General features: G+C 64.1%; 21 protein-coding genes and 4 pseudogenes. 8 read left to right on the plus strand and 17 right to left on the minus strand.

Annotated features, from left to right (window positions below; all coding sequences use genetic code 11):
* Positions 1 to 85 precede the first annotated feature (85 nt).
* The 4 genes from DKT70_RS11095 (at position 86) to DKT70_RS11110 (ending at position 4,318) form a co-directional block, all read left to right on the plus strand.
* Positions 86 to 1,069, plus strand: a complete 984-nt coding sequence (locus DKT70_RS11095) for a siderophore-interacting protein (RefSeq protein ID WP_111559194.1) — start codon at positions 86 to 88, stop codon at positions 1,067 to 1,069.
* Between the two features lie 73 nt (positions 1,070 to 1,142).
* Positions 1,143 to 1,886, plus strand: a complete 744-nt coding sequence (locus DKT70_RS11100; RefSeq protein WP_111559195.1) for a hypothetical protein — start codon at positions 1,143 to 1,145, stop codon at positions 1,884 to 1,886.
* 118 nt (positions 1,887 to 2,004) lie between these two features.
* Complete coding sequence (locus DKT70_RS11105) at positions 2,005 to 3,237, plus strand: aromatic ring-hydroxylating oxygenase subunit alpha (RefSeq protein ID WP_111559196.1); 1,233 nt, start codon at positions 2,005 to 2,007, stop codon at positions 3,235 to 3,237.
* A 4-nt stretch (positions 3,238 to 3,241) separates the two neighbouring features.
* Complete coding sequence (locus DKT70_RS11110; RefSeq protein WP_111559197.1) at positions 3,242 to 4,318, plus strand: hybrid-cluster NAD(P)-dependent oxidoreductase; 1,077 nt, start codon at positions 3,242 to 3,244, stop codon at positions 4,316 to 4,318.
* A 222-nt stretch (positions 4,319 to 4,540) separates the two neighbouring features.
* On the opposite strand, the pseudogene DKT70_RS11115 reads toward DKT70_RS11110, so the two are convergent.
* The 17 genes and pseudogenes from DKT70_RS11115 to DKT70_RS11195 form a co-directional block, all read right to left on the minus strand.
* Positions 4,541 to 4,885, minus strand: a pseudogene (locus tag DKT70_RS11115) (calcium-binding protein); the annotation flags it as partial.
* Positions 4,861 to 5,262 carry a calcium-binding protein gene (locus DKT70_RS11120; protein ID WP_111559199.1) on the minus strand — a complete coding sequence of 134 codons (402 nt, stop codon included), beginning with the start codon at positions 5,260 to 5,262 and terminating at the stop codon, positions 4,861 to 4,863. The pseudogene DKT70_RS11115 and the gene DKT70_RS11120, both read right to left, overlap by 25 nt.
* A gap of 418 nt (positions 5,263 to 5,680) precedes the next feature.
* A pseudogene (gene rfbA / locus DKT70_RS11125) lies at positions 5,681 to 6,553 on the minus strand (glucose-1-phosphate thymidylyltransferase RfbA).
* A 41-nt stretch (positions 6,554 to 6,594) separates the two neighbouring features.
* Positions 6,595 to 7,397 (minus strand): annotated as a pseudogene (gene rfbD / locus DKT70_RS11130) (dTDP-4-dehydrorhamnose reductase).
* Positions 7,397 to 8,433: pseudogene (gene rfbB, locus DKT70_RS11135) on the minus strand (dTDP-glucose 4,6-dehydratase). Before rfbB ends, rfbD begins: the two co-directional pseudogenes overlap by 1 nt.
* On the minus strand, positions 8,430 to 8,987 hold the full coding sequence (rfbC, locus tag DKT70_RS11140) for a dTDP-4-dehydrorhamnose 3,5-epimerase (protein WP_111559200.1): 558 nt from the start codon (positions 8,985 to 8,987) through the stop codon (positions 8,430 to 8,432). The pseudogene rfbB and the gene rfbC overlap by 4 nt, the downstream one beginning before the upstream one ends.
* Before the next feature lie 53 nt (positions 8,988 to 9,040).
* Positions 9,041 to 10,525: a hypothetical protein gene (locus DKT70_RS11145; protein ID WP_111559201.1), complete on the minus strand. Its 1,485-nt coding sequence runs from the start codon at positions 10,523 to 10,525 to the stop codon at positions 9,041 to 9,043.
* Between the two features lie 45 nt (positions 10,526 to 10,570).
* The gene (locus tag DKT70_RS11150) at positions 10,571 to 12,781 is read right to left on the minus strand and encodes a tetratricopeptide repeat protein (RefSeq protein ID WP_158530015.1); all 2,211 of its coding nucleotides are present in this window, start codon (positions 12,779 to 12,781) and stop codon (positions 10,571 to 10,573) included.
* 5 nt (positions 12,782 to 12,786) lie between these two features.
* Positions 12,787 to 13,749, minus strand: coding sequence for a GDP-L-fucose synthase (gene fcl / locus DKT70_RS11155; protein WP_111559203.1), 963 nt, complete (start codon positions 13,747 to 13,749; stop codon positions 12,787 to 12,789).
* Between the two features lie 8 nt (positions 13,750 to 13,757).
* Positions 13,758 to 14,879 carry a GDP-mannose 4,6-dehydratase gene (gene gmd / locus DKT70_RS11160; protein ID WP_111559204.1) on the minus strand — a complete coding sequence of 374 codons (1,122 nt, stop codon included), beginning with the start codon at positions 14,877 to 14,879 and terminating at the stop codon, positions 13,758 to 13,760.
* A 227-nt stretch (positions 14,880 to 15,106) separates the two neighbouring features.
* Positions 15,107 to 15,964: an SMP-30/gluconolactonase/LRE family protein gene (locus tag DKT70_RS11165; RefSeq protein WP_111559233.1), complete on the minus strand. Its 858-nt coding sequence runs from the start codon at positions 15,962 to 15,964 to the stop codon at positions 15,107 to 15,109.
* The gene (locus DKT70_RS11170; protein WP_111559205.1) at positions 15,961 to 16,566 is read right to left on the minus strand and encodes a 2-dehydro-3-deoxy-6-phosphogalactonate aldolase; all 606 of its coding nucleotides are present in this window, start codon (positions 16,564 to 16,566) and stop codon (positions 15,961 to 15,963) included. The genes DKT70_RS11165 and DKT70_RS11170 overlap by 4 nt, the downstream gene beginning before the upstream one ends.
* A 15-nt stretch (positions 16,567 to 16,581) precedes the next feature.
* A complete protein-coding gene (locus tag DKT70_RS11175) occupies positions 16,582 to 17,469 on the minus strand; it encodes a 2-dehydro-3-deoxygalactonokinase (RefSeq protein WP_111559206.1) in 888 nt (295 codons plus the stop codon).
* Complete coding sequence (locus DKT70_RS11180) at positions 17,466 to 19,514, minus strand: alpha-galactosidase (protein ID WP_111559207.1); 2,049 nt, start codon at positions 19,512 to 19,514, stop codon at positions 17,466 to 17,468. Before DKT70_RS11180 ends, DKT70_RS11175 begins: the two co-directional genes overlap by 4 nt.
* Positions 19,511 to 20,356 carry a carbohydrate ABC transporter permease gene (locus DKT70_RS11185; protein ID WP_111559208.1) on the minus strand — a complete coding sequence of 282 codons (846 nt, stop codon included), beginning with the start codon at positions 20,354 to 20,356 and terminating at the stop codon, positions 19,511 to 19,513. Before DKT70_RS11185 ends, DKT70_RS11180 begins: the two co-directional genes overlap by 4 nt.
* 4 nt (positions 20,357 to 20,360) lie before the next feature.
* Complete coding sequence (locus DKT70_RS11190; protein ID WP_233490536.1) at positions 20,361 to 21,272, minus strand: carbohydrate ABC transporter permease; 912 nt, start codon at positions 21,270 to 21,272, stop codon at positions 20,361 to 20,363.
* A 72-nt stretch (positions 21,273 to 21,344) separates the two neighbouring features.
* Positions 21,345 to 22,577: an ABC transporter substrate-binding protein gene (locus DKT70_RS11195; RefSeq protein WP_111559209.1), complete on the minus strand. Its 1,233-nt coding sequence runs from the start codon at positions 22,575 to 22,577 to the stop codon at positions 21,345 to 21,347.
* A 114-nt stretch (positions 22,578 to 22,691) separates the two neighbouring features.
* Here DKT70_RS11195 and DKT70_RS11200 point away from each other — a divergent pair, with 114 nt between their 5' ends.
* The 4 genes from DKT70_RS11200 to dgoD are packed head-to-tail and all read left to right on the plus strand — an operon-like array spanning position 22,692 to position 26,623.
* On the plus strand, positions 22,692 to 23,489 hold the full coding sequence (locus DKT70_RS11200) for an IclR family transcriptional regulator (RefSeq protein ID WP_111559210.1): 798 nt from the start codon (positions 22,692 to 22,694) through the stop codon (positions 23,487 to 23,489).
* 7 nt (positions 23,490 to 23,496) lie between these two features.
* Complete coding sequence (locus DKT70_RS11205; protein ID WP_111559211.1) at positions 23,497 to 24,552, plus strand: ABC transporter ATP-binding protein; 1,056 nt, start codon at positions 23,497 to 23,499, stop codon at positions 24,550 to 24,552.
* A complete protein-coding gene (locus DKT70_RS11210; protein ID WP_111559212.1) occupies positions 24,549 to 25,478 on the plus strand; it encodes a Gfo/Idh/MocA family protein in 930 nt (309 codons plus the stop codon). The genes DKT70_RS11205 and DKT70_RS11210 overlap by 4 nt, the downstream gene beginning before the upstream one ends.
* Positions 25,475 to 26,623: a galactonate dehydratase gene (gene dgoD, locus DKT70_RS11215; RefSeq protein ID WP_111559213.1), complete on the plus strand. Its 1,149-nt coding sequence runs from the start codon at positions 25,475 to 25,477 to the stop codon at positions 26,621 to 26,623. Before DKT70_RS11210 ends, dgoD begins: the two co-directional genes overlap by 4 nt.
* Position 26,624 lies beyond the last annotated feature (1 nt).

The following is a 26,624-nucleotide window of genomic DNA, read 5'->3' on the forward strand; positions in this document are numbered from 1 at the left end:
CAAAAGCCGGGCCGTGCTTTTTGTCAAAATTAGTTGACAAAATTTGTGGGGAATATCACACCTTCTGCAAAGGAAAGGTTTCGCCATGTCGCTCATGTCCAGCCACCGCCGTGTCGGCGTCATTCCTCGGGCCTCGGGGGCTGCGGCGGCGGCGTTGAAGGCCCGGGCCAGCGCGTGGGAGGCGCCGCTGACCGAAACGCCCGGTGTGCTCAGCCTGTTCGTCTGGGGCTGCGAATTGCGGCTGACCGCCGAATCCGACAGCGCCCGGGTCGAATTGCTGGCCCCCGAACTGCGTCTGATCGGCAATCTTCAGGACAGCGCATCCGAGATCTTTGCCGAAGCAGGGCTTGAGGTCGCATGGGATCATGTCGACGAAGGCGCGCTGGCCCCCGGCCTGTCGCCGATGCGGGTGGCGGGCGTCAGCCATCCCAGCCCCGGCTTTCTGCGGGTCCGCCTGACCGGACCCGATGCCGAGCGTTTCGGCCGCGACAGCCTGCATTTCCGCCTGCTGCTGCCCGCGACGGGACGCGATCCGGTCTGGCCGCGGGTCGGGGCCAAGGGGCGCACGATCTGGCCCGAGGGCGATGATTCCCTGCACCGTCCCGTCTATACCGTGGCGGCACAGGGGCAGGATTGGCTGGATTTCGACATCTTCCGCCATGACGGCAGCCCGACCTGCGCATGGGCCGAAACCGTCCGGGCCGGTACGCAGGTGGGCATCATCGGACCGGGCGGGGGGTGGTGTCCGCAGGTGCCGGCGCTGACCCTTATCGGCGATCAGACCGCCTTGCCGGCCATCGCGCGGATGCTGCACCTGTCGCGCGACCTGGTCCCGGGGCCGGTCCGGGCAATCGTCGATGCCGATCCCTCCGATCTTGGCAGCCTGGCCGATGACCCCCGCGTCTGCATCCGGCACGACCTGCTGACGGCGCTGTCGCAGGCCGATCTGCCCCAGGACGGGTTTGTCTGGTTCGCAGGGCGTGTGCCCGATGCCCGCGCTGCGCGCAAGATGCTCTTGGATCGGGGCGTGGCCAAGCGCGACTTCATGGCCGCCGCCTATTGGGACTGAGGCGAGGCGGGCTGTTGCCTGACCATTCGCCCGCGGGCATGCTGCAATCGGACAGACATCACAGGCCCGACCCATGATCCGCGCCCATCTGGCGACCTTTCCCCCGCGCGCGGGGATTCTGATGCAGACCGTCGCCTCGATCCTGCCGCAGGTGGACCGGTTGTGCATCTGCCTGAACGGGTATGATCGCATTCCCGACGCGCTGGCCGCCGATGACCGGATCGAGGCGATGATTCCCGACCGCGACCTGAAGGATGCCGGCAAGTTCGCTTTTCGGCCCGCAGATGACAACATGGTCTTCACCATCGACGACGACATCTTCTATCCGCCCGATTACGTCAGCCGGACGATGGCCTTTTTTGACGATCTGCCTGCCGATCGGAACGTGCTGGGCTTTCTTGGCAATGCCTGGGTTGCCAAAGACGACAAGGGGCAGCATGGGTGGAAGAACTGGATGTTCCACAAGCGTGCGCCCCATATGGTCAAGGTCGATATCCTGGGCACCGGCACCACCTGCCAACTGGGGCGCAACATGCCCCGCCTGGACCAGATCGAGGATGCCAAGGGCTTCGTCGATCTGCGCCACGCCCGCCATCATGCGCAGGCGGGCCGATGGATGTGGGTCGTGCCGCGACAGAACGGTTATCTGACCAGCACCATGACCGGCGATCTGGAAAAGACCGGCCTGTTCCACACCGTGAACCTGGCCCGCCCCCCGGCCATGGTCGCCGAACTGCGCGCCCTGATGGCGGAACTGGGCCCCCATTCGGGCGAACAGCTGGCCCGTCTGCGCGCGGCAGGGCTGGTGGCATCGTAAATTGCATCGCGTGTCTGTTTCCGCGGTCCGAATGTCGCAAATCTGCCACGTCGGATCGCGGCGCGCTTCTAGGTTCGGGTCACTGCCACCGCCAAGCGCCTAGGGAACGATCTGCGCCATGACATATGCCCCTTCGACTGCTCAGCTGATTGCCGAACGCCTTCCCGACCACGCCTTGCCGCGCGATCTTTATTGCGGAGAACAGGCCTATCGCGACGATCTGGACCAGATCTGGTACCGCGAATGGCTGTTCGTGGGGCCGTCCTGCGAATTGCCCAAGACGGGCAGCTTCGTCACCATGCAGGTGGGCGAATGCCCCGTTGTCGTCACCCGCGGCGATGACGGTCGGCTGCGCGCCTTTCACAACGTCTGCCGCCATCGCGGCCAACGGCTCTGCGCCAAATCCAGCGGCAGCAATCCCAAGCTGGTCTGCCCCTATCACCAATGGACCTATGACCTGACGGGCAAGCTGGTCTTTGCCCGCGACATGGGGCCTGATTTCGATGCGTCGAAATACGGGCTGAAGCCGGTCCATTGCGTCGATCTGGCGGGGATGGTGTTCATCTGCTTGGCCGATGTTCCGCCGGCGATCAGCGATTTCGCGCAGAACGTGATGCGCTATGCCGCGCCCTCGGGGCTGGCGGATGCCAAGATCGCCCATTCCAGCACCATCGCCGAACAGGGCAACTGGAAGCTGGTGATGGAGAACAACCGCGAATGCTATCACTGCGGCGGTTCGCATCCCTCGCTCTGCCGGACCTATTCCGACGATCCGCTGATGACGGTGATGGAAGGGCCGAACGCCGCCAGCCCCGAGATCCTGGACCATTGGTCCCGCTGCGACGCCGCAAACCTGCCGTCGCGCTTCGTCAATGATGCGCGGATGCAGTGGCGCATGGCCCGCGTGCCGCTGATGGACAATCAGGAAAGCTTTACCATGTCCGGCAAGGCTGCCGTCACGCGGCGCATGGGCAACATCCCGTGGAACGATGCGGGCAGCCTGATGCTCTACCACTTCCCCTCGACCTGGAACCATTTCCTGCCCGACCACGCCATCGTGTTCCGCGTCCTGCCGATCAGCCCCACCCAAACGCAGGTCACCACCCACTGGCTGGTCCACAAGGACGCGGTCGAGGGTGTGGATTACGACATCGAGACCCTGACCCGAGTCTGGCTGAACACCAATGACGAGGATCGCCAAGTGGTCGAGGAAAACCAGAAGGGCATCCTGTCGCCCGCCTATCAGCCCGGCCCCTATTCCCCCACCCAGGAAGCGGGCGTCATCCACTTCGTCGATTGGTATTGCGGCCTGATGTCCGCCCGCCTTGGAATGCAGCACGCCGCAGAGTGATCCGATGAAAAAGCCCCGCCTGAACTGGAACGTCGAACCCTGGTCCGACGACGAGCACCTGGAATGCGTCATGGTCGTGCCGGAAACGCGCGACACGACCACCTTCATCTTCCGGGCACCTTCGGGCGCATGGTTCGATTACCAACCGGGACAGTTCGTGACGCTGGACCTGCCGGTTCCGGGGGGCAACGTCCAGCGCACCTACACGATCTCGTCCTCGCCCTCGCGGCCGCTGTCGATCTCGGTGACGGCCAAGGCGCAGGCGGATTCGATCGGCACGCGCTGGATGATGGACCATCTGAAGCCGGGCATGCGGCTGAAGGCCTATGGGCCGGGCGGCATCTTCAGCTTCCACCGGCACATGGCGCCGAAATACCTGTTCATCTCGGCGGGGTCGGGGATCACGCCGATGATGTCGATGACGACATGGGCCTGGGACCAGGCGCAGAATGCCGACATCACCTTCGTCCATGCGGCCCGGCGGCCTTCGGACATCATCTTCCGTGAACGGCTGGAACAATTCGCGGCCCGCGTGCCGGGCGTCCAGCTGCGCTTCACCATCGAAGAACCCGAGCCCTATATCACCTGGACCGGATACCAAGGGCGTTTGAACCAGCTGATGCTGGGCCTGATGGCGCCCGATTACCTGGAACGCGAGGTCTTCTGCTGCGGGCCAGAACCCTTCATGCAGGCGGTGCGCGACATGCTGATCGCGCTTGGCTATGACATGGACCGATATCACCAGGAAAGCTTCGGTGCCCCCGTCGCCACCGAGGCCGAAGCCCCTGTCATCGAGGATATCGCCCCCGACGAGGATGCCCGCGCCCAGATCACCTTCGCCGCCAGCGGCGTGACGGCCGCCTGCGCGGAAACGGACACCGTGCTGGCCGTGGCCAAGCGCTCGGGTCTGAACATCCCCTCGGGCTGCACCTTCGGGCTGTGCGGAACCTGCAAGATCCGCAAGACCGCGGGCGATGTACACATGGTCCACAATGGCGGGATCAGCGATGACGACATCGCCGAGGGCTGGATCCTGGCCTGCTGTTCCAACCCGATGGGCCCCGTCACGGTCGAGGTCTGAGCGCATCCGGCAAGGGCCCCCTTATCAGCGTGATCATGTGCGGGTGGGCCTGAACAGTCGCTGCACATGCTTCGCCACCCCGGACTGGTCGGGAATTCGGGGTGAGATGCGCCTGAGTTTCCAAACGCCCTGAACGATACGCCTTCAGTCGTTGGCCTGGGGATGACGAAAAACGGGCGGCACCAAGCGATGCCGCCCGTTCCATATGTCATCGACCGGGGCTCAGATGAATTCGATGTGCGCGGCCAAGCCGGACAGGTCGGTCATGTTCTGGAAGATGATCATGTCTCCATCACCAAAATCCAGAGCGGCCACGCCGTCCACCGTCGTGCCATACATGTCGATGACGTCCTGGGCGCTCATCGGGGTGTCGAACAGCTTGCTACTCAGCTGCAGGACATCGCTGTCGCCACCGGTGGTGAAGTCGACAAAGCTGTCGCGGCCATCACCGTCCTGAAAGATGAAGGTGTCGGACCCCGCACCGCCGGTCAGCATGTCCGCTCCGGCACCGCCATCCAGGATGTCCTTGCCCTGGCCGCCGTTCAGCTCATCGCCGCCGCCGCCGCCGCTAAGGCGATCATCGCCATCACCGCCTTCAAGGCGGTCGGCCCGTCGCCTCCGAACATCTTGTCATTGCCGGCGCCACCGTCCAGCACGTCATTGCCAACGCCCCCGGACAGGTTGTCATTGCCGTCATTGCCGTCATTGCCGCGGATGGACTCGTCGCCCATCACGGTATCACGGCTCGCGCCGCCTTCGACCGGATCACCCCCTGCGCCGCCGTTGATGATATCGTCACCGGCATCGCCCTTCAGGTGATCGCTGCCCCCGCCTCTTTCGATGAGGTCATCGCCGTCACCACCGTTGATGATGTCCGCACCATCGGTGCCCATCAGATCGCCGTGATTCACCGTTCCATCGATCGTAGCCATGTCTTCCTCCATCGTAAAAAAGATACTCGTTTAAAAGCCGGCGCCGACATGACCCGGCGACTTCAAGGCCAGCCCACCCGGGCCGACCTGCAGTCGAACTGTCAGATTAAAGATTGCGATCTCCGACATTCCCCATGATCAAGGCGAAAGGAATCACCTTACGCCCCGGCGCCACATGGGCCAGTTGGAAACATTATCTTTATCCGACATGCGCTTGGCTTGGCAGCCTTGCGGGCAATCCGGTTCCTGGACGGTACCAGATCATCAGAAGACAAGGTGAAAAGCCTTATTCTTTCTACGCTCTATACTAATAAATAGCTAAAATCATAACGATAGTAAAATTCTTTAAATCGAATAAATTTATTCAGTTGTTATTTTGTTTTAATGCCATCGCAAGAGTTGTTTTAAAGCGTTTTGGGACTGATCAGGATCAATCAAGCAATTTGAACAGATAGGCGCCGTATCCGGTTTTCCGGAAAGTCCTGGCCTGGCGGACCAGGTCCTCGCGGCTGATCCACCCCGATTCGAAAGCGATTTCCTCGGGGCAGCCGGATTGCAGGCCTTGGCGGTTTTCCAGCGTCCGGACGAAATTCCCCGCGTCCAGCAGGCTTTGATGGGTTCCGGTGTCCAGCCAGGCAAAGCCGCGCCCCATCCGGTCGACATGCAGCTGCCCGTCATCCAGATAGGACTGAAGCAATGTGGTGATCTCAAGCTCTCCACGCGCCGACGGAGTTACCTTGGCCGCCCGATCCGGGGCCGTGCCGTCAAGAAAATACAGCCCCGTCACCGCAAATGAGGAGGGCGGCACGGACGGCTTTTCGACAATCGCCCGCACACCGCCCTGTTAATCGAAATCGATGACGCCATAGCGTTCAGGATCGCGTACGTGAAAGCCAAAGACCATTCCACCCGTCTGTCGCCCATCGGCGGCCAACAGCATTGGGGGCAACCCGTGCCCGGAGAAGATGTTGTTACCCAAAACCATCGCCGACGACGCCCCGTCCAGAAACCCGGCGGCCAACAGATAGGCCTGTGCCAGACCGTCGGGGCGGGGCTGCGCGATATAGGTGAAGCGTAGCCCCCATTGTCCGCCATCGCCCAGCAGCCGTTGGAACTGGGACTGGTCCTCGGGGGTGGTGATGATGGCGATCTCGCGGATGCCTGACAGCATCAGCACCGTGATCGGGTAGTAGATCATCGGCTTGTCGTAGAGCGGCAGCAGCTGCTTGGAGACGGCCAGCGTGATCGGATAGAGGCGTGTTCCACTGCCACCGGCCAGGATGATGCCCTTGCGGTCGGTCATGGCTGCCTTTCGCCGTTCAGGATGCGCCCCAAGGCCTGGCGTCAGTCGGGCCGCTCGATGCCGAAGGCTCGCCGGATGCGGCTGCACTCCAGCCGCGAGTTCAGCGGCCGAGGCGCGGGAGTGGGGTAAACTGCGGTCGGGATCGGATCGACCCGGCAGGACAGCCCCGCGTCGTGAAAGATCTGCGTGGCGAAACCCGCCCATGAAATGTCTGGCGCGCCCGACAGGTGAAAGATGCCACCCTTGCTAGGATCGTCGCGCATAGCTGCGGCCATCGTCAGAAGGGCGGCGGCAATGTCGGCGGCCGGGGTTGGACCACCCACCTGATCGTCCACGACCGAGAGGCTGTCGCGCGACGCCCCCAAGCGCAGCATGGTCGTCACGATATTCCGCACATGCCCCGAAAACACCCATGATGTCTGCAGGATCGCCGATTGCCCGCCCTGTTCCATCACCGCCCGTTCACCCGCCAGCTTTGACGCCCCATAGACGTTCAGGGGGGTCGGTGGCTGCGTCTTCGGCACGCGGCGCTTCCTTGGCCCGAAAAGACATAGTCCGAGGAGATGTGCAGAAAGGGAATGTCGCGCATCCGGCACGCCAATGCGATGGCGGCGGGCGCATCGGCATTGATCCGGTGGGCCATCTTCGGATCGCTCTGGGCCTGATCCACGGCGGTATAGGCGGCGGCATTGATGACGGCGGTCGCATTCCCGATGGCGTCCGCGCAGGCCTGCGGATCCGCCAGATCGGCCTTGTCGCGTCCCAGAAACCGTGCGTCCGGGGCCAGGGCCGCCAGTTCCCGCGCCACCTGGCCCGTGCGTCCAATGACCAGAAGCCCTTGCATCACGCCATCCCCAGACGCTGTCCGACGCCTTGCCGGTTCAGCAGGGGCCGCCACCAAATCTCGTTTTGCAGGAACCATTCTACCGTTCGCCGCAGCCCCTGTTCCAGCGTGACCGAAGGCCTCCATCCCAGTTCGGATCGCATGCGGGTGGGTCGATGGCATAGCGCCGTTTATGGCCGGGTCGGTCGGGCACGAAGCGGATCAGATCGGCATGCGGGGCGGCGGCGGGCCGCAGATCGTCCATATGGGCGCAGATCATGCGGACAAGATCAATGTTGCGCGCCTCGTTTTCGCCGCCGATGTTATAACTGCGCCCGACCCGGCCCTTGTCCAGCACCGTCAGCAGCGCATCGGCATGATCTTCGACATAGAGCCAGTCGCGGATGTTGCCGCCATCGCCATAGACCGGGATCGACTGCCCGGCCAGCGCATTCAGGATCACCACCGGCACCAGCTTTTCGGGGAGATGATAAGGCCCGTAATTGTTGGAGCAATTGCTGAGAACCACCGGCAATCCATAGGTTTCATGCCAAGCCCTCACCAGATGATCCGAAGCTGCCTTGCTGGCCGAATAGGGGCTGCGCGGGTCATAGGCGGTAGTTTCGGTGAATTGTCCCGTGGGTCCAAGACTGCCGAAAACCTCGTCGGTCGAGACGTGGTGAAACCTGAATCCTGCCGGCCGTCCCGCCGCATCCCAATAGCTCCGCACCGCCTCGAGCAGGTGGAAACTGCCCAGGATATTGGTCTGGACGAAGGCCGCCGGCCCATCGATGGAACGGTCCACGTGACTTTCGGCAGCCAGGTGCATGACCGCGTCGGGTCGGTGTCGCGACAGAATCCGGTCAAGCGCCTCGCGGTCGCGAATGTCGGCCTTTTCAAAGGAATAGGCCGGGTTTCCCTCGACCGCTGCCAGATTTTGAAGGTTCGCCGCATAGGTCAGGGCATCAAGGTTCACCACCCGGTGGCCGCGCGCAATCGCCAGTCGGACCACCGCCGATCCGATGAAGCCCGCGCCCCCTGTGACCAGCAGCTTCATGTCGCCTGCCACGAAAACGGCGACTGCCAGTCGGCGAACTCTGGGGCTGCACGGTCTTTGTCCGACAGGATGGGGCTGTCGACCCCCCAATCGATGCCAAGGGAATCCCACGCCACCGCGCCATCACAGTCGGGATCATAATGGTCGGTGCATTTATAGACGATCTCGGTATCGTCCTGTCTTGTGACGAAGCCATGCAGAAACCCTGCCGGAATCCACAGCTGGCGACCGTTCTCAAAGCTCAGATCCACGCCCACCCATTGCCCCCAGGTCGGGCTGCCCTGGCGGACATCCACCGCGACATCGAACAGCGCCCCACGCCCGCAACGCACCAGCTTGCCCTGGGCATGGGGCGGGGCCTGGTAATGCAACCCGCGCAACGTGCCGGCATGGCGCGACACGGAATGGTTGTCCTGGACAAAGTTGGGCAGATGCAATCCCGCCGCATCCAGACTGCGCCGGTTCCAGCTCTCGCTGAAAAAACCGCGGCTGTCGCCATACCGGACGGGGGTAATGACCGTCACGCCCGGCAAGGCTGTCGTCTGGATCTGCATTGTCGCCTCCGGGTCGCGTTGGGGGGACAGGGTTAGCAGCCCTGTCCGGCCAGTCAATGACCGCCGTGATCTCCCTCCGGAGAAGGATCGACCGGTGCGGGGACATGATCGACCAGCATCCAGTCCATCAGACGGCGCGACACCTCTTCCGAAAGGATCTTGTCCTTGCCCGCCACCTCGACCTCGATCGGCATGAAGTCCAGTTCGTCCAGCAAGGCGACGAAACGTTCCATCGCCAGGGCGCCCTTGCTGGATTTGACGTTCTTGTGGGCCGACTTGAAGATGGCGCGGGCATCGTCGGTGAACAGGGTCCAGACAAAGCCCGACATCACCTTGCGCCGCAGATCGGGCATCTGCGCCTCGGCGTCGCGCAGGGCGGTGACGGCCAGGGTCGGCACATCCTCCATGGTCGGTTCGCGGCCTTGGGCATGGACGGCGGCGGCACGGTCGCGGAAGGCCTGAATGGCCAGTTCCCAGAAGAAGGGAGCCTCTTCCAGGTATTTGTTCAGGACGTGCAGGCGGGAATTGGTGATGCGGTTATCGGCCACCGCCAGTTGCAGGTGGTCGCGACACAGCGTGGGCCGGGGTTCCTTCAACAGCTCCTCCAGCTCGGCCGCCAGCACGGGTTGGGGAACCTTGTCGGGATGGACCGGGACAGGTTCGCCCGGAACCAGGTTGCGCAGCAGATGCGACAGCACGGTCAGGTCGGGTTCATCGCGCACCAGGAAATCATCCGGCATGGCACGCGCCGCGATCAGCGAGACATAGCCGATATGGGTCTGCAGGCGCGGCACATGGCGATTGCGCTGCCGCACATCCTCGGCCGCACCGAATGCGCCGCCCTCGGAAAAATCGAAATAATGCGCGCCAGTCTTGTGGGCCAGGATCGAGCCGACCGACTGGTCATGGCGGTGGTCGCGAAAGACCTCGTGGGTCTTGCCCATCTCGTCGGGCTGGTCGGTCAGGATGCGGGGGTCGCGACAATAGTCCAACCATTGTTCGAGAAACGCGAAACTTTCCTTCGAGGGCATGAACAGCAGCGGGCCAGCGCAGACCTGGGCCGCCAGACGTTGTTCGTCCGTGTCGGCATCCATCAGGATAAAGGCATCCCGCTTCGTGTAATGCCCCTGGATCTGCCAGTTCGAGATGAAGCCGTGGATGAACCGCTTGGGCGTCAGGGCGCAAAGTTCGACCGCCGCATGGGGAAAGGACGGAAACTGGTGAAAGCTGCCCGCGCCGTACCGGCCCGCGTCGTTATAGATGACGATGTCGTCAGGGCCGACCTCGCGCAGCTTCTGCAGGATGATCCACGGCTTCCACAGCCAATAGCCGGCGCCACGTTCCTGTTCCAGGATGAAGCGGTTTTCGTCCCAGAAGGGTGTTTTCTTCAGGTCTGCCTCGGTGACATGGCGGGCGCTGTCGAACCCGACCTTCAGGGCCGAGGCACAGTAATCATCGGCATTGCGGGCAAAGGGTTCGACCCCGTTCGAATAGACCAGGAAATGTGCCTGCCCGACCCTGCTGTGACCACGTCTCATCCTTGCTCTCCTGCCTTTGGGTGGGCATCGGGGCCACCCGCCCCCTTACAACTTTGCCAGTTTCTTGTGACGCCGCATATATTGCGTCTTGTCCGGGTAACGGATCATCAGCCGTTCCAGGAATGCGCGGGCCTCATCGACCTGGCCCGCCTGCACCAGCAGGTCGGATTTCAGCATCACAAGCGGAGGGTGATCGTCGGCCCATTGCAGGGCCCAGTCCAAGACCGCACCCGCCCCCGCGGCATCGCCCAGCTTAACCTTCATTTCGGCCAGCGCATGTTGACGCCGCCAGTTCAACGGCGCCAGCGACAGACCCTTTTCCAGGATCCGCACGGCGTCGGCGGTCCGGCCCGCATCCCGCGCCGCGTCGGCTGCCAGGAAATAGACCGACGGAAATTGCAGCTGCCCCTCGTCGATGATCCCGACCAGCAGATCGGCCGCGCCCGGGGCATGGCCGGCGCGCAGCTGGAACAACCCGCGCATGGCCCGAAAGATCGTCACCCCGGGGTCCAGTGCAATTGCCCGGTCCATCGCCTCGAGGGCCTCACCATGTCGGTTCTGTTCGTGGCGCAGCTCGGCCAGCCGCTTGTGAAACAGCGCGACTTCGGGCTTGGCCTCGATGGCGCCCATCAGCAGGGCCTCGGCCAGGCCCGGATCGCCCTCGCGCAGGGCGATCATGCCGGTGAAGCTGTCGAAATGCGGCTTGATGTCACCCGACCAGCTGCGGCGTTCAAGGATGCGCAGGATCGACCGGAAATGCCCGCGGAAGCGATAGTGGCTGCGCAGATCCGATCGCGTGAAATCGGGCCATTCCCAGACCATCACCCGGTTCGTCGGGATCATCTTGTCAAAGCTCAGGATGCCCGCTTCGACCGGTGCCGTATAGAAGGTCTTGATGTGATCGACGATGAAGCGGTTCGGAAACAACTGTTCGATCTGGGTGTCCGTCACCCAGAAATTGCCGTCATGATAATCGCCCTGACTGCGCAGAAGGCCGGCAAGGGCGTTGATCTCGCCCTCGACCGGTTCGTGCCAGAAGGCCGACGTGATCTGCTCCATCGCCTCGGCCTTTCGGCCCAGCATCAAAAGCGCCAGGCCGTGATAGAGCGCGATCTGCGCATAGCTGCGCTGAAAGGTGACAAAGCCGCGATCGACCGCCGGGCGCAGATCGCAGATGGCCTGATACTGGCCGTCGAAGAACATTTCGCGGACGGTCATGGCATAGATGAAGGCGATGTTCAGGCCGGAATTTATATGCTGACGCGCCAGATCGACGAATTCGCCGCGACGGCCGGTCTTGGTCAGATGCTCGCAGGCATAAACCAGGTATTGCCCGATCTCGCCTTGGTTGGCGAACAGGTCGGGCCGGTCCTTCAGGCGGCTGGCAAGCAGGTCCAGCGCGGCATGGCGCGCATCCGGCGTGATTTCGGATTCAACGTCGCGGAAATCGCCGCCGCCGATGGTCTTGGCGGTCGAGCTGAAGGCCGAAGAGGGCGGCGCCACGATCAGGTCCGACAGGGAGATCGCAAACAGCTCCAGCGCGTCGCGCTGCACCTCGGTCAGCGTGCCGGTATCGGCGATGCGGTCAAAGGTCAGCAGGTCGGGGAACATGCGGGTATAGCGGTCCAACACGTTTTGATTGTCGCTGAACAGGATGGTGCGCGTTGCGGCGCCGTCCAGGTTTGCGCGGATATGGGCCTCGAATAATTCGTCAGGGACGAACTTGTTCGGCCAGGCGCGGTTCATGGCCCGCAGGTCGCTGGTCAGATCCCCGCGCCGGATGTGGTAGGCGACGGTCCGCCGCCCGTCGCGCAGCTTGCCGCGCAGGGCCTGCAGATGGCGGGCCAGATCCGGGTTCAGGGGCAGGGTGTCGACCACGTCGCGGAAGGTGCGGTGGACCTCGGCCTCATCCTCGAAGGGCATTTTCAGGACGTCGAAGGGCGGGTCCAGCAGGACGTGCATGCCGCCCTTCAGATTGTCCAGGAACTGCTCCTTGGTCGAGCTGTGAATGACCGTGCCGATCGCGGTCGCATTGCTTTTCATCGCCTGATAGGTGGGCTTGTCGATGAAATGATCGCGGACGAAATTCTCGGCGAACAACTCGGTCCCGTCACCCAGCCCGTCGCTGTCGCGCCAATGGACGACAAAGGGCAGATCGAAGCTGCGCGCGAAACGCATCGTGTTCAGCAGCGCGATCAGCCGCCCCCCCATCCGGTCGGCGCGAAAGGCGATCAGTTTGCCCTGCTGATCGGACATGGCCATCAACCGGAGCGGTTCTCGAGGAACCAGCGATAGGTCTGGGCGACGCCGCGTTCCAGATCGACCTGCGGTGTCCAGCCCATCGCCATCAGCTTGTCCGAGGACATCAGCTTGCGCATTGTGCCGTCGGGGCGGGTCAGGTCGTTCTCGATCCGGCCCTGGTATCCGGTGACGCGGGCCACCAGCTGCGCCAGATCGCCGATGGAAATATCCGTGCCGCTGCCAACGTTCAGGTGGGACAGCATCGGGTCGGTATTGGCCTGATAGGTCTCGCGGTCCAGGTCGAAGACGAACAGGGATGCGCGCGCCATGTCGTCGACATGCAGAAATTCGCGGCGCGGCGTGCCCGTGCCCCACATGACGACCCGGTCCAGCCCATCCCGCGCCGCTTCGTGAAAACGTCGGATCAGGGCGGGCATGACGTGGCTGTTCTCCGGGTCGAAATTGTCGCCCGGACCATAAAGGTTCGACGGCATGACCGACCGGTAATCGGTGCCGTATTGCCGGTTGTAGCTTTCGCAGAGCTTGATGCCCGCGATCTTGGCGATGGCATAGGGCTCGTTCGTTGGCTCCAGGATGCCGGTCAGCAGTGCATCCTCGCGGATGGGCTGGGGTGCCTCGCGCGGATAGATGCAGCTGGACCCCAGCTGCAACAGCCGCGTCACCCCGGCGGCCCAAGCCTCGTGGATGACATTGCATTCGATCATCAGGTTCTTGTGGATGAACTCGGCCGGATATGTGTTGTTGGCATGGATGCCGCCCACCTTCGCCGCCGCCAGGATCACCGCATCCGGGCGTTCGGTCGCCATGAAGTCGCGCACTGCCGCCTGTTCGGTCAGGTCCAGTTCGCCGCTGGTGCGGGTGATCAGGTCAAGATCCTCGCCGGCGTCGCGCCTTGCCTGCAACTGGCGCAGGATGGCGCTGCCGACCATGCCGCGATGACCTGCCACGAATATCCGCGTCATGTCGAACCTCAGCTTTCCTGATAGAGCGGCAGGTCATAGCCATGCGTCTTCAACAACGCATGGCGGCGTGCGGCCTTGAGGTCTTCGCTGACCATTTCCCGGCACATTTCCTGCGTGGTGATCTGGGGCGTCCAGCCCAGCTTTTCGCGCGCCTTGGTGGGATCGCCCAACAGGGTTTCGACCTCGGTCGGGCGGAAATAGCGCGGATCGACGCGCACGATCACCTGTCCGGGGGTCACGCCCGGGGCATCGTCACCCTGGACCGATGCGACGATGCCGACCTCGGCCTCGGCCTCGCCCTCGAAGCGCAGGGTGATGCCCACCTGGCTGGCCGACCATTCGATGAACTGGCGCACCGAATACTGGACGCCCGTGGCGATGACGAAATCCTCGGGCTGATCCTGCTGCAGCATCATCCACTGCATGCGGACGTAATCCTTGGCATGTCCCCAGTCCCGCAGGGCGTCCATGTTGCCCATGTAGAGGCAATCTTCCAGCCCCTGGGCGATATTGGCGATGCCGCGGGTGATCTTGCGGGTCACGAAGGTCTCGCCCCGGCGGGGGGACTCGTGGTTGAACAGGATGCCGTTGCAGGCATAGATGCCATAGGCCTCGCGATAGTTCACCGCGATCCAATAGGCATACATCTTGGCCACCGCATAGGGCGAACGCGGATAGAAGGGCGTGGTCTCGCGCTGCGGGATTTCCTGGACCTTGCCATAAAGCTCCGAGGTCGAGGCCTGGTAGAACTTGGTCTTGCCCTCCAGCTTCAGGAACCGGATCGCTTCCAGGATTCGCAGCGTGCCAAGCGCATCGACATTGGCGGTGTATTCGGGCGTCTCGAAGCTGACGGCGACATGGGATTGCGCCCCGAGGTTATAGACCTCGTCGGGGCGGACGGCCTCCATGATGCGCATGACGGATGACGTGTCACCCAAGTCGCCGTAATGCAGGAACATGCGGGCATTTTCGGCATGCGGATCCTGATAGATGTGGTCGATGCGCTGCGTGTTCAGCGAGGATGAACGGCGCTTGATGCCATGCACCTCGTAGCCCTTTTCCATCAGAAGTTCCGCGAGGTAGGAGCCGTCCTGACCGGTGATCCCGGTGATAAGCGCCCGTTTCGTCATCGAAATTTCCTCACTTACACAGCTTTACTCGTCATGGTGGGCAAACCCGCCCACAACCCCCGGTTTACGGCATGACCTGCCCTTTCTCCAAGAGGCAAGTTTGCCGGACGGACCGGATGGCACAGGCAACACATTTTCACCGCAAATGAAATCAGACCATGATCCGGCAACCAGGATGTGACAAGACGATGAGCAAAAACTGGCGGCTTTTACCCCGCTGCCCGGTCTCAGGACACCGAGGATGGCAGAATTACCCGGTGTTCTGACTGGCCCCGTTCATCCACCGTGACCGCGAAGGTGCAGCCGTCATCGGGACCGGGCGCGTCCAGCTCCTGCCGTGCCGATGTGGCAAACAGGGTGTCCAGATCCGCCCCGCCGATCGAAGGGCAGGAGATATGGGCCGCAGGCAGCATCACCGCCCGATCGAACCGCCCCTGCGCGTCATATCGCGCGACGCGGCCCGCCCCCCATTGCGCCGACCACAGGCCGCCTTGGGCATCCATCACCGCGCCGTCGGGGCTCAGCCCTTCGGCGCGCAGGTCGATGAAGGGCTGCGGATCGCCCGCAGGCCAGCCATCCGCGTCCAGCGCGACCCGCATGATCACGCCTTGGTCGGTATCGGTGAAACAGGCGCTGTCGCCCTGCGGGGCAAAGCAGATGGCGTTGGTGATGGTGATATCGGCGAACAGACGCCGCAATTCCCCGCGATGATAGCGCCATATCGACCCGGCGCCCGCTTCGGCGTTCAGCCCCATCGTGCCGATCCAGAAACCGCCCTGCGGATCGGCGCGCCCGTCATTCGATCGGGTGACGGGGTTGTCCGCCTCCAGATCCACCAAGGGTGTGCGGCTGCCATCGCGCAGGTCGAACAGCAGCAGCGCCCGCGACGACGCCACGATCAGCCGGTCTGCATCCACGATCCCCGCCGCCGAGACATGGTCGTCGAAATCCCAATGCCGCCGCTGGCCGCCGATAGGTTTCAGATACATGCGCTTGGCGATAATATCGAACCAGATCAGGGCGTTCAGGTCGGAATGCCACAAGGCGCCCTCGCCCAGAGTGCAGGGGGTGTCGTCGAAGATCATGCCGCCACCCCGTCCCATGCCGCGACCATGGCACGCGCCTTGGCGGTGACCGCCGCCGCGTCATCGCCCGGCTTGTAGAGCGACGATCCGATGCCGAAGCCCGCGGCCCCCGCCTGGTGCCATTCGCCCATGTTGTCGGCGGACACGCCCCCCACAGCCCACATCGCCGTGCCCGCAGGCAGGATGGCCCGCATCGCGCGCAGCCCCTTGGGGCCGATCAACTCGCCCGGGAACAGCTTCAGCCCCGAGGCCCCTGCGTTCAGCGCCACGAAAGCCTCGGAAGGGGTCATGATGCCCGGAAAGCTGTCCATGCCTGCCGCCCGCGTGGCGCGGATGACGTCGGCGTCACAATTGGGCGACAGCACCATCCGCCCGCCCGCATCGACCACCGACTGCACCTGCGCAGGGGTCAGCACCGTGCCCGCGCCGATGGTCGCGACATCACCGAAGTCGCGGGCCAGCAGGGCGATGCTGTCCAAGGGATCGGGCGAGTTCAGCGGCACCTCGATGCGGGTGATGCCGGCCTCGATCAGGGCCTGGGCGATGGCGGGGGCCTCGGGCGGGGTCAGGCCGCGCAGGATGGCGATCAGGGGGCGGGACATGGCGGGGCCTTTCGGTCAGTTTGTCTTGAAATGCTGATATGCGGCGGCAAGACCGGCAAGGGTCGCATCCTCGACCGACATCATGGCGGCTGGCACGCCCTGCACACGCAACGCCTGTTCATAGAGCGAGGACAGCCCCGGCGCGCCGATGATGGTCACGTCGCAGCCCAGCCACCAAGGCTTGGCCGCGGCCAGTTCCCACCCGATCAGCGTCCCCGACAGGCGGGCGCGGGCGACAGCAGGCTCCAACCCATGCAGCAGCGATTCCGCGCGCAGCTGGAACAATCCGCCATAGCCGCGCTCGGGGCGGGCCATCGCGTCTGACAGGGCGGTCATGAGGGCATCCTGGTCGCAGTCGTCGCCGCCGACCGAATGGCGCAGCACCGATTGGCCCGCGATCAGGGCGAACAGTTCACCCGTCATCAGGCTCTTGAAATTGCAGATCTCGCCTGCCGAGATGCGCACCCATTTCGTATGGGTCCCGGGCAGGCAGGCGATGCCGTCGAAATCGGGGGTCATGGCCAGAAGACCGGCAATCTGGGTTTCCTCGCCGCGCATGACATCGGCGGGGCTGTCCTGCCGGATGCCGCAGACGATGCGGACGGGGCGCCCGCCCGGATCGCCGGGGACGGCGACCATGCGGGGCGTGGCGGGGCAGGGGACGGGGGCATAGGGGGCCTCGACCCAGCCCTGGCGCGATCCGACCATGCCGCTGGCGATGACGGGAACGGCGGGCCAGCCTTGCGTCGCTTGGGCAAGGACGGCGGCGAAATCATCGGGCCCCAGAACGCCCATCCCCCGGTCCGAGGTCCGTCGTTCCACCACCTTGCGGCCCGACATGGCCCAGAGGCGCAGGTTCGTCGTGCCCCAATCGGCGGCGATCCAGTCTATATCGGCAGTCACAAACGCATTCCTTCAATCACGGCCACGGTCTGCGGGAAGGAGGGCGGCAGGGCAACCCCCTGCGCCATCAGCGCGGCCCCCGTCAGCGTCACCTCGTCCCTACTGATCGCCGTATGGGACGTATGGTGCCCAAGCGGCTTTTCAATCATCCGCAACCTGTAGCGCGCCTTGGGATCAAGCCCCGTCAGGCGCAGGGGGGGCGGCTGGACGGCCACGGGGCTGTCCAGCGTCGCCGCAAAGATCACCAGCCGCGATCCATCCGCCGCCATCTGCATTTCGGCCAGCGACCCTTGGGGGCGGTCCAGCCGCCAGATGTCGCCCGCCAGCATCCAATCGCGATTGGCCTTCCACCACGTCGTGACGCGGGTCAGGGTGTCAGCCTCGGGCTCGGTCAGTTCGCGCGGGTCCATCTCGAAACCCAGATGCCGTTGGGCTGCGGTCCAGGCGCGCAGCGCCATGGGCATCACACGCCCCGACGTGTGGCAGTCGCGCGGGCCGACATGGCTGCCCGTGGCGATCGCGGGCAGGAAACAGGCCGCGTGATGCTGAATGCGCAGGCGTTCCTGCGCGTCGTTGCTGTCGGACAGCCAGACGCGCGGACAGCGTGTCAGGATGCCCGCATCGATGCGACCCCCGCCCGAGGCGCAGCTCTCGATCTCGACCTGCGGATGGGCCGCGCGCAGCCGGTCAAGCAGGTCATAGACGCCGCGCGTCTGACCCGCATCGGGGAAGGGCGTCAGACGGTTGTGGTCCCATTTGACATAGTCGATGTCCCAATCGCGCAGGATCGCGTCCAGCCGCGCGAACAGGTGGTCGCGCACATCGTCGCGCGTCATGTCCAGATGCAGCTGGTTGCGGCCCCGGATCTGGTCGGCAGGCCCCAATACCCAATCGGGATGGGCGCGATAGAGGTCGCTGTCCTCGTTGATCATCTCGGGCTCGACCCACAGGCCGAAGCGCATGCCCAGTTCCTGCACGCGGTCGATCAGCGGCTGGAAGCCTTGCGGATGCTTGCGCGGATCGATCTGCCAATCGCCAAGCGAGGTCGTGTCATCGTCGCGCCGCCCGAACCACCCGTCATCCAATACGAAACGTTCCGCCCCAAGGGCTGCGGCGCGGGCGGCGATTTCGGCCAGTTCTTCGGCGTCGTGGCGGAAATAGATCGCCTCCCACCCGTTGTAATGGACGGGGCGGGGCTGGCGGGCATGGGGCAGGCGGTCGCGGATGGCCCGCTGGAACGGGATGGACACGCTGTTCAGCCCCGCATCGCCCCGGGCCAGCAGCATCTCGGCACTGTCGAAACGGGTGGCGGCGGTGCGTTCAGACCCCGAGGCATGGCCCAACTGGATCTGGCGGCGACCCTCGGGCAGGGCCTCGACCACCATGCGGTGACCGCCCGACCAGCCGTAATGCAGGGCTATGACATCGCCCCGCGTATGGGTCGTGCCATGGGTGGCCAGCCACAGATGCGGAGGGTGTTCATGCCCCGAACGGCCCGTGCGGGCGTCGCGGATGCGGGCGCCGTGATCCAGATCGCTGGTCACGGGCTGGAATTCGCGCGTCCATCGGCCTGCCAGCTCGGTCAGCTGGTCCATATGAGGCGGGACCGGCAGGGCGGCGGCGGCCAGCCAATGCAGGCGGATCGGGCGATCGGCGCTGAGGCTGGCGGTGATGGCGACCAGACCATGCGGTTGCGGTCGGATGCGGTGGGTCAAGGTCAGCCCGTCTGCCGCGTGAACCAGCGTCAGCCCATCGTCCTGATCAGCAGATTGCAGTGCCCATGCCGGTTCCAGCGGCGTCCCGTCGGTGTCGAATGCGATCAGCCCCGGCTGGCCCGGAAAGCTGCGCCGCGCCTCGGGCAGCAGCGACAGGGGCGGCAGCTGGTCCAGCATGCCGCCGGTCAGGCCACCCGCGCCCGCCGCCAGCAGATCGCCCGGATCCTGATCGGCGGGCAAGGGCGCCCCCCAGTAGTGACAGCACGCCATGCCGCCATCGCTGCCAAAGACCAGGGTCTGGGTGTCGGTATCGATGCGCCAGACCCTCATTTCACGGCCCCCAGGGTCAGACCGGCGATGAAGTGCCGCTGCATCAGGAAGAACATCAGCACCGGCGGCATGGCCGCCAGAATGGACCCCGCCGAGACCAGGTGCCACGCCGCGACCCATTGGCCGTTCAGGCTGTTCAGGCCGGCGGTGATCGGCTGCGTGTCGGCGCCGGTGGTCAGTACCATCGCCCAGAAATAGTCGTTCCAGATGAAGGTGAAGACCAGCACCGACAGCGCCGCGATGGCCGGGCGGACCAGCGGCAAAACGATATGCCAGAAGATCTGCCATTCATTGACGCCCTCGACACGGGCGGCCTCGATCAATTCGCGCGGCAGGGCCTTGATGAAGTTGCGCATGAACAGCGTGCAGAACCCGGTCTGGAAGGCGATGTGGAACAGCGCCAGACCGGTGACGGTGTTATAAAGGCCCATGTTTACCGTCAGGTCGCGCACCGGCACCATCAGGATCTGGAAGGGCACGAAATTGCCCGCCACGAACATGAAGAACACCACCAGCGACAGCCGGAACTTGTAGACCGCTAGCGCATAGCCCGTCAGGCAGGACAGGCCGACCGCGCCGATCACCGTGGGGATGGTGATGCGAAAGCTGTTCAGCAGGTATTGCGCGATCGGCGAATTGCGGAAGACGTCGGCATAGTTCTCGAACGCGATGCGCGACGGGATGCCGAAATAATTGCCGGCCGCCAGGTCGCCCGAGGGACGCAGCGAGGTCAGCGCCACCCCCAGCAAAGGCAGCAGCCACAGGACCAGCATGATCGGCAACGCGATCTTGTAGCTGCGCTGAAAGGCGGGGGACATGGTCTGGATGGGACGGGGGAACATCGGATCAAAGCCCTCTTTCGTCGCGCCACATCTTCCAGATGAAGCCCGTGATGAAGATCATCATGATGGCGAACAGCGCCACGGCGATGGCCGCGCCGTAACCCATGCGATAGCCGTATTCCGACAGCGCCTGTTCGTACATGTAATAGGACAGCACGCGGCTGGACCCGAAGGGCCCGCCCGAGGTCATGATGCTGACCAGGTCGAAGCTGCGCAGCGCGCCGATGACGGTGACGACCACCGCGATGAAGGTCGCGGGGCGCAGTTGCGGCAGTACGACATGCCACAGCATCCGCCATCCCTTGGCGCCGTCCAGGCGCGCGGCCTCGATCTGGTCGGGGGCGACCGCGTTCAACCCGGTCAGATAGAGGATCATGCAATAGGCGATCTGCGGCCACAGTCCCGCCGCGATGATGCCATAGGTAACATAGCGCTCATCGGCGAGGATCGCGACGCCCGTGCCCGTGACCCATTCGATCAGCACGTAAAGCAGCCCGAAGCCCGGCGCATAGAACCACGAGAAGATCAGCCCTACGACCACCTGGCTGATCACGAAGGGAAAGAAGAACAGCGATTTATAGATGCGGATGCCCTTGACGGTCTGGTTCAAAAACAGCGCGATCATCAGCCCGATGGGCACGGCCAGCAGATAGAGCGCCAGCCAGATGATGTTGTTCTTCAGGCTGGTATAGAAGGCGTCGTCCCACCACAGCTCGGAATAATTGGCCAGACCGACCCAACGCATCGGTCCCAAGCCGTCCCATTCGTGGAACGACACCCAGACTGACTGGAAGATCGGGACCAGCACATAGACGGCGAACATCAGCATCCCCGGCGCCAGGAACAGCCATGGGGTCAGGCTGTTCCGGCGGCGTGCGCGGGCTTTCGGCGGGTGGATGTCGGGAAGGGCGGTCATGCGGGACCTCCGGGGAAAGCGGGTGGGTGCGTGGGGGATGCGGGCGGACCGATGGGGACCGCCCGCATGATGTCAGCCGGCTTCGCGCTGGCGCACGCGCTCCAGCCTTTCCAGGATGGTGTCCAGGCGTTCGGGACGGACCATGAATTCCTGGAAGCCCTCCATGCCCGCCTTGGCCATTTCGGGGGATGCGTCGCGGTCGAAGAACTGGGCGATGCCGCCCTCTGCCGTCGACAGCAATTCAAACCCTGCCTGCAGGTAGGGGTCATCCCCGACCGAGCTTTCGGCATTGATCGGCAGCTGGCCAAGCGTCTGGTTCATCTTGGTCTGCACGTCGGCGCGGGCCAGGAAGGCCAGGAACAGCTTGGCGTCTTCGGGGTTCTTGGCGCCGGACGGGATGTGGATCGTGTCGGTCGGCGCCTCTTCGGCGCGCGGGATGTCGGGGTTGATCGTGGGGAAGGGCATGAAGCCCAGGTTGTCATTGGTCATGCCGCCATCCTTGAAGGTGGCCGCGGCAAAGTTGCCCATGACGTAATTGGCGGCCTTGCCCTGCACGATGTTGGACACGGCATCCTGCCAGTCGATGGCGGCGTGGTTCTTCGAGATATAGGGCAGCAGCTTTTCCCATTCGGCGAAGACCGCCTTGACCTTGTCGTCGGTCCAGGGAATTTCACCGCGCGTCAGCTGCATGTGCCACTCATAGCCGTTGGTGCGCAGCGAGAGGTAATCGAAGATCCCCGCGATGGGCCAAAGCGCCTTCGAGCCGGTGGTCACGCAGTCGATCCCGGCCTCCTGGAACTTGGCGCAATTGGCAAGAAATTCTTCCCAATTGTCAGTGGGTTCGACGCCGACCTTCTCGTAGACATCCTTGTTATAATAGATGCCCCATTGATAGTAGGTATAGGGAATCCCCCACTGCTTGCCGTCGATGGTCATGGCCGATTCCGCCGAATGCAGGCTCTCGCTCAGGCCGTTTTCGGCCCAGACATCGGACACGTCCAGAAACTGGTTCGCCTGAACGAAGGGCGCCATGCGGTTGCCCGCGTACCAGTTGGCCAGATCCGGCGCATCGGCGGTCAGGAAGTTGCGGATGGCGGTCTTGTACCCCTCGTGGTCGAAGGTGTTCACCTTGACTTTGATGCCGGGATATTCGGCCTCGAAATCCGCGATCAGCTGTTCGAACGCCGCCTTGGGCGCGGGGTCGGACGCATCCGTGTTCATCACCAGTTCGCGGGTCTGCGCAAAGGCGGGTGCGGTGGTGGCCAGCAGCACGGCCAGCAGCAGCCCTCGTTTCGTATGGACCATGGTCTCCTCCCCATTAGGTTCCAAATATTGAAACTCAGTTTTGAATATTGAAACTATGCTGCGAATCGATTAGCCTTGTCAACAACGGCAATGCTGCGGAGAGGAGGCCATGGCATGACGACCCCGCAACGCGAGACGTCCGACGGCACCGTAGGCCGCACGCTGGCCGTGCTGGACCTGGTGGCCGAATTCGGCCGCCCCGTCCGCTTTGCCGAGATCCTGCCCAAGGCCGGCCTGCCCAAGGCGACGCTGTATCGTTTCCTGCAGACGCTGGCGCGGCAGGACATGCTGGCCTTTGACGACAGCCGCCAGACCTATGCGCCCGGCATGCGACTGGTGCGGCTGGCGCATTCGGCCTGGGCGCAGTCCAGTCTTGCCCCCGTCGCGCAGGACGTCATGGACCACCTGGCGCGCGACATCGGCCAGACCATCCACTTGGCGCAGCTGGACAATGGCGCGGTGCTTTACGTCGACAAGCGCAATGCCCGCCAGCCGGTCGAGATGTTCGCCCAATCCGGTAAGGTCGGCCCCGCCTATTGCACCGGTGTCGGCAAGGCGATGCTGGCCCATCTGCCCGAGGATCGTCTGGCGCAGGCGATCTCGCGCCAGTCGTTCCACGCCCATACCGACCGCACCCTGACCACGCCGGCTGCGCTGCGCGACGATCTGGCCCGCATCCGCGAGCGCGGATACGCCCTGGACGACGAGGAACACGAGGTCGGCATCGCCTGCATCGCGGCGCCGATCCTGTCGGGCAACGGCCGGGTCATCGGCGCCATATCCGTGACCACCACCACCGATACCACCAGCCGCGACCAGCTGCTGGCATTGGCCGGTCCCGTCAAAGAAGCCGCGGCGCAGATCGCCGCAGCCGCCGACACATGGCGGTTCCCCGAACACAAGCAAGCATGAGGTTGCCATGTCCGGCGTCCAGTTGACCCGCGTCACCAAGGATTTCGGCCCCGTCAGGGTCATTCACGGCGTCGATCTTGATATCCGGCAGGGTGAATTCTGCGTCTTCGTCGGCCCCTCGGGTTGCGGCAAGTCGACCCTGCTGCGCATGATCGCGGGCCTGGAGGAAACCACTGACGGCCAGATCCGGATCGAGGACGAGGATGTCACCGATGCCGAACCCGCCGACCGGGGCGTGGCGATGGTGTTCCAGACCTATGCGCTTTATCCCCACATGACCGTCGCCCAGAACATGGGCTTCGGCCTGAAGATGAACCGCCACCCCAAGGCCGAGATCGCCGCCAAGGTGGCCGAGGCCTCGCGGATCCTGAAACTGGACCCGCTGCTGGAGCGCAAGCCCGCAGCCCTGTCGGGCGGTCAGCGCCAGCGCGTGGCCATCGGTCGGGCCATCGTGCGCGGTCCCAAGGTGTTTCTATTCGACGAACCGCTGTCCAACCTGGATGCCGAACTGCGCGTGGAAATGCGCGCCGAGATCGCCCGGCTGCACCGAGAGATCAAGGCGACCATGATCTATGTGACCCATGATCAGGTCGAGGCGATGACCATGGCCGACAAGATCGTTGTTTTGCGCGCGGGGCGGATCGAACAGGTCGGCAGCCCGATGGAGCTCTATGATGATCCCGACAACCGCTTTGTCGCGGGCTTCATCGGTAGTCCGGCGATGAATTTCGTGGCCGGGCGCGTGCAGGGCGGTCAGGTCGTGACCCCGGCGTTCGACACGCCGCTGGACCGGCAATCCCCGAACCTGATGGATGGCCGCAAGGTGGAAATCGGGTTGCGCCCCGACACGCTGCAGCTGACCGATCACGGCAACTTCCGCGTCGACCTGGCCGAGAACCTTGGTGGCGTCACCTATGCCCATCTGACTGCGCCATCGGGCGAGAAGCTTGTCGTGCAGACCACGCGCAGGCTTGATCCGGCAGGCGGCGGCACGGTCGGTGTGACCATGGATCCGGCGCAGGCCTATTTCTTTGATGCCGAAAGCGGAATGCGCCTGAGATGAGTGATATCGAACTGGCCCTGGTGGGCCTGGGCACCATCGCCCGCGCCCAGCATCTGCCCGCGATCGCCGCGACGCCGGGCATGACCCTGACCGCCATCGCCAGCCGCAACGCGCGGCTGGACGGGGTGGCGAACTTCACCGACATCGACACGCTGCTGGACGAGATGCATGATGTCCAGGCGGTGTCGCTTTGCACGCCGCCGCAGGGGCGCTTTGAACAGGCGATGGCGGTGCTGCGTGCCGATTGCCACCTGATGCTGGAAAAGCCCCCCGGCGCCACCCTGACCGAACTGCAGATCCTGGCCGCCGAGGCCCGGCTGCGCAGCCTGACGCTGTTCACGACCTGGCACTCGCGCGAGGCGGCGGCGGTGGATGTCGCCCGCGACTGGCTGGCCGACCGCGTCATCCATGCCACCCATATCGACTGGTGCGAGGATGTCCGCAAATGGCATCCCGGCCAGGACTGGATCTGGCAGCCGGGCGGGCTGGGGGTCTTCGATCCGGGCATCAACGCCTTGTCGATCCTGACCGCCGTGCTGCCCGATCCCGTGCGCCTGACCGGCGCCAATCTGCACATCCCCGAAAACCGCCAGACGGCCATCGCCGCCGAACTGACGATGGATGCGGGCCACCCCGTCACCGCACGTCTGGACTGGCGCCAGCAGGGGGCCGACCTGTGGCAGATCCGGTTCGACACGGATGCGGGTACGGCGCTGCTGGATCAGGGCGGCGCCCGTTTCCGTGTCGACGGCGAAACCGTCGGCAAGGGCGAAAATGCCGAATATGCCCGCCTCTATGCCCGTTTTCGCGACCTGATTGTCAATGGCGACAGCGATGTGGACCTGTCGCCCCTGCGCCTTGTCGCGGATGCCTTTCTGACCGGCCGCCGCCATGCGGCCCCCGAATTTCAGGACCAAGACTTATGAAGATCACCCAAGTCGAAACCTTCATCGTCCCGCCGCGCTGGTGCTTCGTGAAGATCAGCACCGACGAAGGCGTCAGCGGATGGGGCGAACCCGTGCTGGAAGGCCGGGCCGCATCGGTCGCCGCCTGCGTCGAGGAGCTGTCCGATTACCTGATCGGCCGCGACCCACGCCTGATCCAGGACCACTGGACGGTGATGTATCGGGCCGGGTTCTATCGCGGCGGCGGCATCCACATGTCGGCCATTGCCGGCATCGACCAGGCGCTGTGGGACATCAAGGGCAAGGATCTGGGCGTGCCGGTTCATGCCCTGCTGGGTGGCCAGCTGCGCGACCGCATTCGCGTCTACAGCTGGATCGGCGGCGACCGGCCGGGTGACACCGCGCGGATGGCGCGCGAATGCGGAGACCGTGGCTTTACCGCCGTCAAGATGAACGGCACCGAGGAGATGCAGTTCGTCGACAGCCATGCCAAGGTCGATCAGGTCCTGGAACGCGTGCAGGCCATCCGCGAGGAGATGGGTCCCGATTTCGGCATCGGAATCGATTTCCACGGCCGCGTGCATCGCCCCATGGCCAAGGTGCTGGCCAAGGAACTGGAACCCTTCCGCCTGATGTTCATCGAAGAACCCGTCCTGTCGGAACATGCCGAGGCGCTGCGCGAGATCGCCAACCATTGTTCGACCCCGATCGCCCTTGGTGAACGTCTGTATTCCCGGTGGGATTTCAAGGCGATCCTGAAGGGCGGCTATGTCGACATCATCCAGCCCGATCCCAGCCATTCCGGCGGCATCACCGAGACCTATCGCATCGCGGCGATGGCCGAGGCGCATGACGTGGCCCTGGCGCTGCACTGCCCGCTTGGACCCATCGCGCTGGCCGCGAACCTGCAGCTGGACGCGGTCTGCTATAACGCCTTCATCCAGGAACAGTCGCTTGGGATCCATTACAATCAAGGCAGCGACCTGCTGGATTATCTGACCGACCCGTCGGTCTTTGCCTATGAGGACGGGTTCGTCGCCATCCCGCAGGGGCCTGGCCTGGGCATCGAGGTGAACGAAGGCAAGGTCCGCGAAATGGCCGCCCAGGGGCACCGTTGGCGCAACCCCGTCTGGCGCCATGCCGACGGCAGCTTTGCAGAGTGGTGAT

Source organism: Paracoccus sediminilitoris (genome assembly GCF_003259195.1).
GTDB classification, from domain to species: Bacteria; Pseudomonadota; Alphaproteobacteria; order Rhodobacterales; family Rhodobacteraceae; genus Paracoccus; species Paracoccus sediminilitoris.

Excerpts from the sequence above, each read along its gene's own strand:
- DKT70_RS11100 (WP_111559195.1), top strand. The coding sequence starts at position 1,143 with ATGATCCGCGCCCATCTGGCGACCTTTCCCCCGCGCGCGGGGATTCTG.
- DKT70_RS11105 (WP_111559196.1), top strand. The coding sequence starts at position 2,005 with ATGACATATGCCCCTTCGACTGCTCAGCTGATTGCCGAACGCCTTCCC.
- DKT70_RS11205 (WP_111559211.1), top strand. The coding sequence starts at position 23,497 with ATGTCCGGCGTCCAGTTGACCCGCGTCACCAAGGATTTCGGCCCCGTC.
- fcl (WP_111559203.1), bottom strand. The coding sequence starts at position 13,749 with ATGACGCGGATATTCGTGGCAGGTCATCGCGGCATGGTCGGCAGCGCC.
- DKT70_RS11110 (WP_111559197.1), top strand. The coding sequence starts at position 3,242 with ATGAAAAAGCCCCGCCTGAACTGGAACGTCGAACCCTGGTCCGACGAC.
- dgoD (WP_111559213.1), top strand. The coding sequence starts at position 25,475 with ATGAAGATCACCCAAGTCGAAACCTTCATCGTCCCGCCGCGCTGGTGC.
- DKT70_RS11145 (WP_111559201.1), bottom strand. The coding sequence starts at position 10,525 with ATGAGACGTGGTCACAGCAGGGTCGGGCAGGCACATTTCCTGGTCTAT.
- gmd (WP_111559204.1), bottom strand. The coding sequence starts at position 14,879 with ATGACGAAACGGGCGCTTATCACCGGGATCACCGGTCAGGACGGCTCC.
- DKT70_RS11195 (WP_111559209.1), bottom strand. The coding sequence starts at position 22,577 with ATGGTCCATACGAAACGAGGGCTGCTGCTGGCCGTGCTGCTGGCCACC.
- DKT70_RS11190 (WP_233490536.1), bottom strand. The coding sequence starts at position 21,272 with ATGACCGCCCTTCCCGACATCCACCCGCCGAAAGCCCGCGCACGCCGC.
- DKT70_RS11170 (WP_111559205.1), bottom strand. The coding sequence starts at position 16,566 with ATGTCCCGCCCCCTGATCGCCATCCTGCGCGGCCTGACCCCGCCCGAG.
- DKT70_RS11200 (WP_111559210.1), top strand. The coding sequence starts at position 22,692 with ATGACGACCCCGCAACGCGAGACGTCCGACGGCACCGTAGGCCGCACG.
- DKT70_RS11095 (WP_111559194.1), top strand. The coding sequence starts at position 86 with ATGTCGCTCATGTCCAGCCACCGCCGTGTCGGCGTCATTCCTCGGGCC.
- DKT70_RS11165 (WP_111559233.1), bottom strand. The coding sequence starts at position 15,964 with ATGATCTTCGACGACACCCCCTGCACTCTGGGCGAGGGCGCCTTGTGG.
- DKT70_RS11120 (WP_111559199.1), bottom strand. The coding sequence starts at position 5,262 with ATGGAGGAAGACATGGCTACGATCGATGGAACGGTGAATCACGGCGAT.
- rfbC (WP_111559200.1), bottom strand. The coding sequence starts at position 8,987 with ATGCAGATCCAGACGACAGCCTTGCCGGGCGTGACGGTCATTACCCCC.
- DKT70_RS11180 (WP_111559207.1), bottom strand. The coding sequence starts at position 19,514 with ATGAGGGTCTGGCGCATCGATACCGACACCCAGACCCTGGTCTTTGGC.
- DKT70_RS11150 (WP_158530015.1), bottom strand. The coding sequence starts at position 12,781 with ATGTCCGATCAGCAGGGCAAACTGATCGCCTTTCGCGCCGACCGGATG.
- DKT70_RS11210 (WP_111559212.1), top strand. The coding sequence starts at position 24,549 with ATGAGTGATATCGAACTGGCCCTGGTGGGCCTGGGCACCATCGCCCGC.
- DKT70_RS11185 (WP_111559208.1), bottom strand. The coding sequence starts at position 20,356 with ATGTTCCCCCGTCCCATCCAGACCATGTCCCCCGCCTTTCAGCGCAGC.